Origin of the sequence: Pseudomonas sp. NPDC089554 (genome assembly GCF_050280645.1) — a bacterium.
Lineage (GTDB): Bacteria > Pseudomonadota > Gammaproteobacteria > Pseudomonadales > Pseudomonadaceae > Aquipseudomonas.
The window spans coordinates 1-6,472 of record NZ_JBNNVR010000150.1 but is presented as its reverse complement, the minus strand read 5'-3'; the positions used below and the strand labels follow the sequence as shown (position 1 = coordinate 6,472).

General features: G+C 57.1%; 12 protein-coding genes and 1 pseudogene. All 13 read left to right on the top strand.

Going from position 1 to position 6,472, the window contains the following annotated elements; all coding sequences use genetic code 11:
* The coding region (gene rplE, locus ACQKPE_RS25525; protein ID WP_427669458.1) for a 50S ribosomal protein L5 at positions 1-419 on the top strand (419 nt) is incomplete at its 5' end.
* A 13-nt stretch (positions 420-432) separates the two neighbouring features.
* On the top strand, positions 433-738 hold the full coding sequence (gene rpsN / locus ACQKPE_RS25520; RefSeq protein ID WP_003255472.1) for a 30S ribosomal protein S14: 306 nt from the start codon (positions 433-435) through the stop codon (positions 736-738).
* A gap of 209 nt (positions 739-947) precedes the next feature.
* Positions 948-1,340 carry a 30S ribosomal protein S8 gene (gene rpsH / locus ACQKPE_RS25515; protein WP_427669457.1) on the top strand — a complete coding sequence of 131 codons (393 nt, stop codon included), beginning with the start codon at positions 948-950 and terminating at the stop codon, positions 1,338-1,340.
* A gap of 13 nt (positions 1,341-1,353) precedes the next feature.
* The gene (rplF, locus tag ACQKPE_RS25510; protein WP_027594874.1) at positions 1,354-1,887 is read left to right on the top strand and encodes a 50S ribosomal protein L6; all 534 of its coding nucleotides are present in this window, start codon (positions 1,354-1,356) and stop codon (positions 1,885-1,887) included.
* Between the two features lie 10 nt (positions 1,888-1,897).
* A pseudogene (gene rplR / locus ACQKPE_RS25505) lies at positions 1,898-2,247 on the top strand (50S ribosomal protein L18).
* A 3-nt stretch (positions 2,248-2,250) separates the two neighbouring features.
* The gene (gene rpsE / locus ACQKPE_RS25500) at positions 2,251-2,751 is read left to right on the top strand and encodes a 30S ribosomal protein S5 (RefSeq protein WP_003255465.1); all 501 of its coding nucleotides are present in this window, start codon (positions 2,251-2,253) and stop codon (positions 2,749-2,751) included.
* A gap of 2 nt (positions 2,752-2,753) precedes the next feature.
* A complete protein-coding gene (rpmD, locus tag ACQKPE_RS25495) occupies positions 2,754-2,930 on the top strand; it encodes a 50S ribosomal protein L30 (RefSeq protein ID WP_023535007.1) in 177 nt (58 codons plus the stop codon).
* A 3-nt stretch (positions 2,931-2,933) separates the two neighbouring features.
* The gene (gene rplO / locus ACQKPE_RS25490) at positions 2,934-3,368 is read left to right on the top strand and encodes a 50S ribosomal protein L15 (protein ID WP_427669456.1); all 435 of its coding nucleotides are present in this window, start codon (positions 2,934-2,936) and stop codon (positions 3,366-3,368) included.
* A complete protein-coding gene (gene secY / locus ACQKPE_RS25485) occupies positions 3,369-4,700 on the top strand; it encodes a preprotein translocase subunit SecY (RefSeq protein ID WP_427669455.1) in 1,332 nt (443 codons plus the stop codon). It begins immediately after the preceding gene.
* A gap of 29 nt (positions 4,701-4,729) precedes the next feature.
* Complete coding sequence (rpmJ, locus tag ACQKPE_RS25480) at positions 4,730-4,846, top strand: 50S ribosomal protein L36 (RefSeq protein ID WP_011531897.1); 117 nt, start codon at positions 4,730-4,732, stop codon at positions 4,844-4,846.
* Positions 4,847-4,977: 131 nt separating this feature from the next.
* On the top strand, positions 4,978-5,334 hold the full coding sequence (gene rpsM / locus ACQKPE_RS25475; RefSeq protein ID WP_003255457.1) for a 30S ribosomal protein S13: 357 nt from the start codon (positions 4,978-4,980) through the stop codon (positions 5,332-5,334).
* Between the two features lie 18 nt (positions 5,335-5,352).
* Positions 5,353-5,742, top strand: coding sequence for a 30S ribosomal protein S11 (rpsK, locus tag ACQKPE_RS25470; RefSeq protein WP_003255454.1), 390 nt, complete (start codon positions 5,353-5,355; stop codon positions 5,740-5,742).
* A 15-nt stretch (positions 5,743-5,757) separates the two neighbouring features.
* Positions 5,758-6,378, top strand: a complete 621-nt coding sequence (gene rpsD / locus ACQKPE_RS25465; protein ID WP_016393395.1) for a 30S ribosomal protein S4 — start codon at positions 5,758-5,760, stop codon at positions 6,376-6,378.
* Positions 6,379-6,472: the final 94 nt, after the last annotated feature.

Below are 6,472 nucleotides of genomic sequence, written 5' to 3'. Positions count from 1 at the left end.
ACGCCCTGCAATTCCACGAAGAGCATGGCGAAGTCTGCCCGGCCGACCTGGAAAAGATCACCGGTCAAAAGCCGGTCGTGACTTTCGCTCGTAAATCCATCGCGGGCTTCAAAGTCCGTGAGGGCTGGCCGATCGGCGTCAAGGTGACCCTGCGTAGCGACAAGATGTACGAATTCCTGGACCGCCTGCTGGCGATCTCCCTGCCTCGGGTTCGCGACTTCCGCGGCCTGAACGCCAAGTCCTTCGACGGTCGTGGCAACTACAGCATGGGCGTGAAAGAGCAGATCATCTTCCCGGAAATCGATTACGACAAGATCGATGCTCTGCGCGGTTTGGACATCACCCTGACCACCACTGCTCGTTCGGACGACGAAGGTCGCGCACTGCTGCGTGCTTTCAAGTTCCCGTTCCGCAACTGATTGGAGTAGGAAAATGGCCAAGAAGAGCATGAAGAACCGCGAGCTGAAACGTCAGCTCACGGTAGCCAAGTTCGCTAAAAAGCGCGCTGAGCTGAAAGCGACCATCGTCAACCTGAACGCCTCCCCTGAGGAGCGTTTCGCTGCCGTAGTCGCACTGCAGAAGCAGCCACGTGACGCTAGCGCCTCGCGCCTGCGTAACCGTTGCCGCCTGACCGGTCGTCCGCACGGTGTATACCGTAAGTTCGGCCTGGGCCGTAACATGCTGCGCCAAGCTGCAATGCGCGGTGATGTTCCAGGTCTGGTCAAGGCCAGCTGGTAACATCGGTTGGTGTGATCCCGGCGGCAGGGGAGTGATCTTCCGACCGCCGGTGACATCGCAACGAAACAAGCCCCCTCGTGGGGCTTGTTTCGTTTCTGTCTTGTGTCTAGAATGACCGGCTCACCTGAGCCCGGGTTTTTTGCCCTGCCTGCTTAGGTGGTTGTGATAGCCGCAAGGCTAATAATTCTTGTATCAGGAGCATCTAGCCCATGAGTATGCAGGACCCGTTAGCGGACATGCTAACTCGCATCCGTAATGCCCAGATGGCTGAAAAGTCCGTCGTAAGCATGCCTTCCTCCACCCTGAAGGTCGCGGTTGCCAAAGTTCTGAAGGATGAAGGTTACATCGCTGGCTACCAAGTCAGCGGCGAAGCCAAGCCTTCTCTGTCGATCGAACTGAAGTACTTCGAAGGCCGTCCGGTCATCGAGGAACTGAAGCGCTCCAGCCGTCCAGGCCTGCGCCAGTACAAGTCCGTCACAGACCTGCCGAAAGTTCGTGGCGGCCTGGGCGTGTCTATTGTCTCCACCAACAAAGGTGTGATGACTGACCGCGCTGCGCGCGCTGCCGGTGTCGGCGGCGAAGTTCTGTGCACAGTGTTCTAAGGGGGAGATAGGCATGTCTCGCGTCGCTAAGAACCCCGTTAAGCTGCCATCCGGTGTTGAAGTCAAGTTCGCCGGCCAACAGCTTTCGGTGAAGGGTGCCAAGGGCACTCTCGAACTGAACGTTCACTCGTCTGTTGAAGTTACCGAAGAGTCCGGCGAGCTGCGCTTCGTCGCTCGCAACGGTGACCAGCAAGCTCGTGCCATGGCCGGTACTACCCGTGCTCTGGTCAACAACATGGTCCAGGGCGTAAGCCAAGGCTTCGAGCGCAAGCTCCAGCTGGTCGGTGTTGGTTACAAGGCACAGGCCAAGGGCACCATCCTGAACCTGGCGCTGGGCTTCTCTCACCCAGTGGACTACGAACTGCCAGCTGGTATCACCGCTGAAACGCCTAGCCAGACCGATATCCTGATCAAGGGCATCGACAAGCAGCTGGTAGGTCAGGTGGCCGCTGAAATCCGCGACTTCCGTCCGCCAGAGCCTTACAAAGGCAAGGGTGTGCGTTACGCGGACGAAGTAGTCCGTCGTAAAGAAGCCAAGAAGAAGTAGGGCCTAGCAAATGACCGACAAAAAAGTTATTCGACTGCGTCGCGCTCGCAAAGCACGCCTGAAAATGTACGAGCTCGAAGCCGTGCGTCTGTGCGTGTTCCGCTCCTCGCAGCACATCTACGCCCAGGTCATTTCGGCCGACGGCAGCAAGGTTCTGGCAAGTGCCTCGACCTTGGACAAAGAACTGCGTGATGGCGCCACTGGCAACATCGACGCGGCCACTAAGGTTGGCAAGCTGGTAGCTGAGCGCGCGAAAGCCGCCGGTGTATCTCAAGTTGCCTTTGACCGTTCCGGCTTCAAGTACCATGGCCGCGTAAAGCGCTGGCTGATGCTGCTCGTGAAGGCGGGCTGGAGTTCTAAGTTATGGCAAATAACGATCAAAAGCGCGACGAAGGCTACATCGAGAAGCTGGTTCAAGTTAACCGCGTTGCTAAAACCGTTAAAGGCGGCCGTATCTTCACCTTCACCGCGCTGACCGTGGTAGGTGATGGCAAGGGCCGTGTTGGCTTCGGCCGTGGCAAGTCGCGCGAAGTACCTGCCGCGATCCAGAAGGCCATGGAAGCTGCTCGCCGCAACATGATCCAGGTTGACCTGAAGGGCACCACCCTGCAGTACGCCACCAAGGCTGCCCACGGCGCCTCGAAGGTTTACATGCAGCCTGCCTCGGAAGGTACCGGTATCATCGCCGGCGGCGCAATGCGTGCTGTCCTGGAAGTTGCTGGTGTCCAGAACGTTCTGGCCAAGTGCTACGGTTCGACCAACCCAGTGAACGTGGTTTACGCCACCTTCAAGGGTCTGAAGGCCATGCAATCTCCTGAATCCATTGCTGCCAAGCGCGGCAAGAGCGTCGAGGAGATCTTCTGATCATGGCAACCGTAAAAGTAACGTTGATCAAGAGCACCGCCGGCCGTCTGCCTAACCACATTCTGTGCGTTAAAGGCCTGGGTCTGCGTCGCATCGGTCACACTGTAGAAGTCCAGGATACTCCCGAAAACCGCGGGATGATCAACAAGGCTTACTACATGCTGAAGGTCGAGGGTTAATCGATGAAACTCAATGATCTGAGTCCAGCGCCGGGTTCCCGTCGCGAGAAGCATCGTCCGGGTCGTGGTATCGGTAGCGGTCTGGGTAAGACTGGCGGCCGTGGCCACAAAGGTCAGACCTCCCGTTCCGGTGGTTCGATCGCTCCAGGCTTCGAAGGCGGTCAACAGCCGCTGCACCGTCGTCTGCCGAAGTTCGGTTTCGTTTCCCTGAAAGCCATGGACCGCGCAGAAGTGCGTCTGTCCGAGCTGGCCAAAGTGGAAGGCGACATCGTCTCCGTGCAGTCCCTGAAGGATGCCAACGTGATTGGCCAGCACGTACAGCGCGTGAAAATCATGCTGTCGGGCGAAGTCACTCGCGCAGTCACCATCAAGGGCATCGCAGCCACCAAGGGTGCGCGTGCGGCTATCGAAGCAGCTGGCGGCAAATTCGAGGAATAAATGGCTAAGCAAGGTGCTCTCTCTTCGCTCGGTAAGGGCGGGATGTCGGAACTCTGGGCTCGTCTGCGCTTCCTGTTCCTGGCGATCATCGTCTACCGGATCGGCGCGCATATCCCGGTGCCTGGCATTAACCCGGACCGTCTGGCGGATCTGTTTCGACAGAATGAGGGGACCATTCTTAGCTTGTTCAACATGTTTTCCGGCGGTGCGCTGGAGCGCATGAGCATTTTTGCATTGGGGATCATGCCGTACATTTCGGCGTCGATCATCATGCAGCTCATGACCGCTGTCAGCCCACAGCTGGAGCAGTTGAAGAAGGAAGGTGAAGCTGGCCGTCGCAAGATCAGCCAGTACACCCGCTACGGCACCGTTATCCTGGCGCTTGTTCAAGCCATTGGCATGTCCATTGGCCTGGGCAACCAGGGCGTGGCGTTTTCTGTAGACCTGGGCTTCCATGTCGTTGCTGTCTCCACCTTCGTGGCGGGTGCAATGTTCATGATGTGGCTGGGCGAGCAGATCACCGAGCGCGGTGTGGGCAACGGTATCTCGATGTTGATCTTCGCAGGTATCGTTGCCGGTCTTCCGAGAGCAATCGGGCAGTCTTTCGAGTCTGCGCGCACGGGCGATATCAATATCTTCGCCCTGGTCGCTATCGGTTTGCTTGCAGTAGCGATTATCGGCTTCGTGGTGTTCATTGAGCGTGGTCAGCGTCGTATCGCCGTTCACTACGCCAAGCGTCAGCAAGGCCGCAAGGTCTTCGCTGCGCAGACCAGCCACTTGCCGCTCAAGGTGAACATGGCAGGGGTCATCCCGGCCATTTTCGCCAGCAGCATTTTGCTGTTCCCGGCTTCGCTGGGTGCCTGGTTCGGTCAGTCCGATGGTATGGGCTGGCTGCAGGACCTCTCGCAGTCGATCGCTCCTGGTCAGCCGTTGAACATTCTGCTGTTTAGTGCAGGGATCGTTTTCTTCTGCTTCTTCTACACAGCGTTGATGTTCAACCCGAAAGACGTAGCGGAAAACCTGAAGAAGTCCGGTGCCTTTATTCCGGGTATCCGTCCTGGTGAACAGTCGGCTCGCTACATTGATGGCGTCCTGACCCGTTTGACCATGTTCGGTGCTCTTTACATGACGGCCGTGTGCCTTCTGCCCCAGTTCCTGGTGGTGGCGGCAAACGTTCCGTTCTACCTTGGCGGGACCTCGTTGCTGATTGTGGTAGTGGTTGTGATGGACTTCATGTCCCAAGTACAATCGCACCTCGTTTCGCACCAGTACGAATCCCTGATGAAGAAAGCCAACCTGAAAGGCTACGGTGGCAGCGGTCTGCTGCGCTGATAGACCCCCTAAGGTTCGAGGAGTCGGTAATGAAAGTTCGTGCATCGGTGAAAAAGCTGTGCCGCAACTGCAAGATCATTCGTCGCGAAGGTATCGTTCGCGTGATCTGCAGCGCGGAACCGCGTCACAAGCAGCGCCAAGGCTGAGTGTGATCTGCGCTTCAAACCCAGCAGCTAGTGTGCTGCTGGGTTGATTATTCGTTTCTACAGCGATATTATCTCGCGCCCTATTTCTTGGCTTCCGGGGCGTAGGTAGCTGTCAATTGGAGTCCCACTGAATGGCCCGTATTGCAGGCGTCAACATTCCAGATAACAAGCATACTGTTATCTCGCTGACCTACATCTATGGTGTCGGTCGCACTACTGCACAGAAAATCTGTGCAGACGCTGGTGTAAATCCAGCCGCTAAGATCAAGGATCTGAGCGACGAGCAAATCGAAACCCTGCGTGGCGAAGTCGCGAAGTTCACCACCGAAGGTGATCTGCGCCGTGACATCAACATGAAGATCAAGCGCTTGATGGACCTGGGTTGCTACCGCGGCCTGCGTCATCGTAAAGGTCTGCCGGTTCGCGGTCAGCGCACCAAGACCAACGCACGCACCCGTAAGGGCCCGCGTAAGCCGATCCGCAAGTAATCGCCCAGGAATATAGACATGGCAAAACCTGCTGCTCGTCCTCGTAAGAAAGTCAAAAAGACAGTGGTTGATGGCATCGCCCACATCCATGCGTCTTTCAACAACACCATCGTGACCATCACCGACCGTCAGGGCAACGCATTGTCCTGGGCGACCTCCGGTGGTTCGGGTTTCCGTGGTTCGCGCAAATCCACCCCGTTCGCAGCTCAGATCGCTGCTGAGCGTGCTGGTCAAGCTGCGCTGGAATACGGTCTGAAGAACCTCGACGTCAACGTCAAGGGTCCAGGTCCAGGTCGTGAGTCCGCCGTTCGTGCACTGAACAGCTGCGGCTACAAGATCGCCAGCATCACCGACGTGACGCCAATCCCGCACAACGGGTGCCGTCCGCCGAAGAAGCGTCGCGTGTAATCAGGAGACAGAAGAATGGCACGTTACATTGGTCCAAAATGCAAACTGTCTCGCCGTGAAGGCACTGACCTGTTCCTGAAGAGCGGCGTTCGCGCTCTGGAATCGAAGTGCAACATCGAAGCAGCCCCAGGTATCCACGGCCAGCGCCGTGGCCGTCAGTCCGACTACGGTACCCAGCTGCGCGAGAAACAAAAAGTCCGTCGTATCTACGGTGTTCTGGAGCGTCAGTTCCGCGGTTACTACCAAGCTGCTGCCTCGAAGAAAGGCGCAACTGGTGAAAACCTGCTGCAACTGCTCGAGTGCCGCCTGGATAACGTCGTCTACCGTATGGGCTTCGGCTCGACTCGTTCCGAGTCCCGTCAGCTGGTTTCGCACAAAGCGATCAGCGTCAACGGTAAGACTGTAAACATTCCATCCTACCAAGTTCGTCCGGGTGACGTGGTCGCGGTTCGCGAGAAGTCGCTGAACCAGCTGCGCATTGTTCAAGCCCTTGAACTGTGCGCCCAGCGTGGCCGCGTTGAGTGGGTAGACGTAGATGCTGCTAAAAAGTCGGGCGTTTTCAAGAACGTTCCTGCTCGTGGCGATCTGTCTGCCGACATCAACGAAAACCTGATTGTCGAGCTCTACTCCAAGTAAGGGCTAGAAAATAGGTGCATCCATGCAGATTTCGGTAAATGAGTAGATCATAGGTGAACAGGCTCAGCACCTGTTCATCGCGGCGGAATTTCTC

Excerpts from the sequence above, each read along its gene's own strand:
- rplF (WP_027594874.1), top strand. The coding sequence starts at position 1,354 with ATGTCTCGCGTCGCTAAGAACCCCGTTAAGCTGCCATCCGGTGTTGAA.
- rpmJ (WP_011531897.1), top strand. The coding sequence starts at position 4,730 with ATGAAAGTTCGTGCATCGGTGAAAAAGCTGTGCCGCAACTGCAAGATC.
- rplO (WP_427669456.1), top strand. The coding sequence starts at position 2,934 with ATGAAACTCAATGATCTGAGTCCAGCGCCGGGTTCCCGTCGCGAGAAG.
- rpsD (WP_016393395.1), top strand. The coding sequence starts at position 5,758 with ATGGCACGTTACATTGGTCCAAAATGCAAACTGTCTCGCCGTGAAGGC.
- rpsN (WP_003255472.1), top strand. The coding sequence starts at position 433 with ATGGCCAAGAAGAGCATGAAGAACCGCGAGCTGAAACGTCAGCTCACG.
- rpsM (WP_003255457.1), top strand. The coding sequence starts at position 4,978 with ATGGCCCGTATTGCAGGCGTCAACATTCCAGATAACAAGCATACTGTT.
- secY (WP_427669455.1), top strand. The coding sequence starts at position 3,369 with ATGGCTAAGCAAGGTGCTCTCTCTTCGCTCGGTAAGGGCGGGATGTCG.
- rpsK (WP_003255454.1), top strand. The coding sequence starts at position 5,353 with ATGGCAAAACCTGCTGCTCGTCCTCGTAAGAAAGTCAAAAAGACAGTG.
- rpmD (WP_023535007.1), top strand. The coding sequence starts at position 2,754 with ATGGCAACCGTAAAAGTAACGTTGATCAAGAGCACCGCCGGCCGTCTG.
- rpsE (WP_003255465.1), top strand. The coding sequence starts at position 2,251 with ATGGCAAATAACGATCAAAAGCGCGACGAAGGCTACATCGAGAAGCTG.
- rpsH (WP_427669457.1), top strand. The coding sequence starts at position 948 with ATGAGTATGCAGGACCCGTTAGCGGACATGCTAACTCGCATCCGTAAT.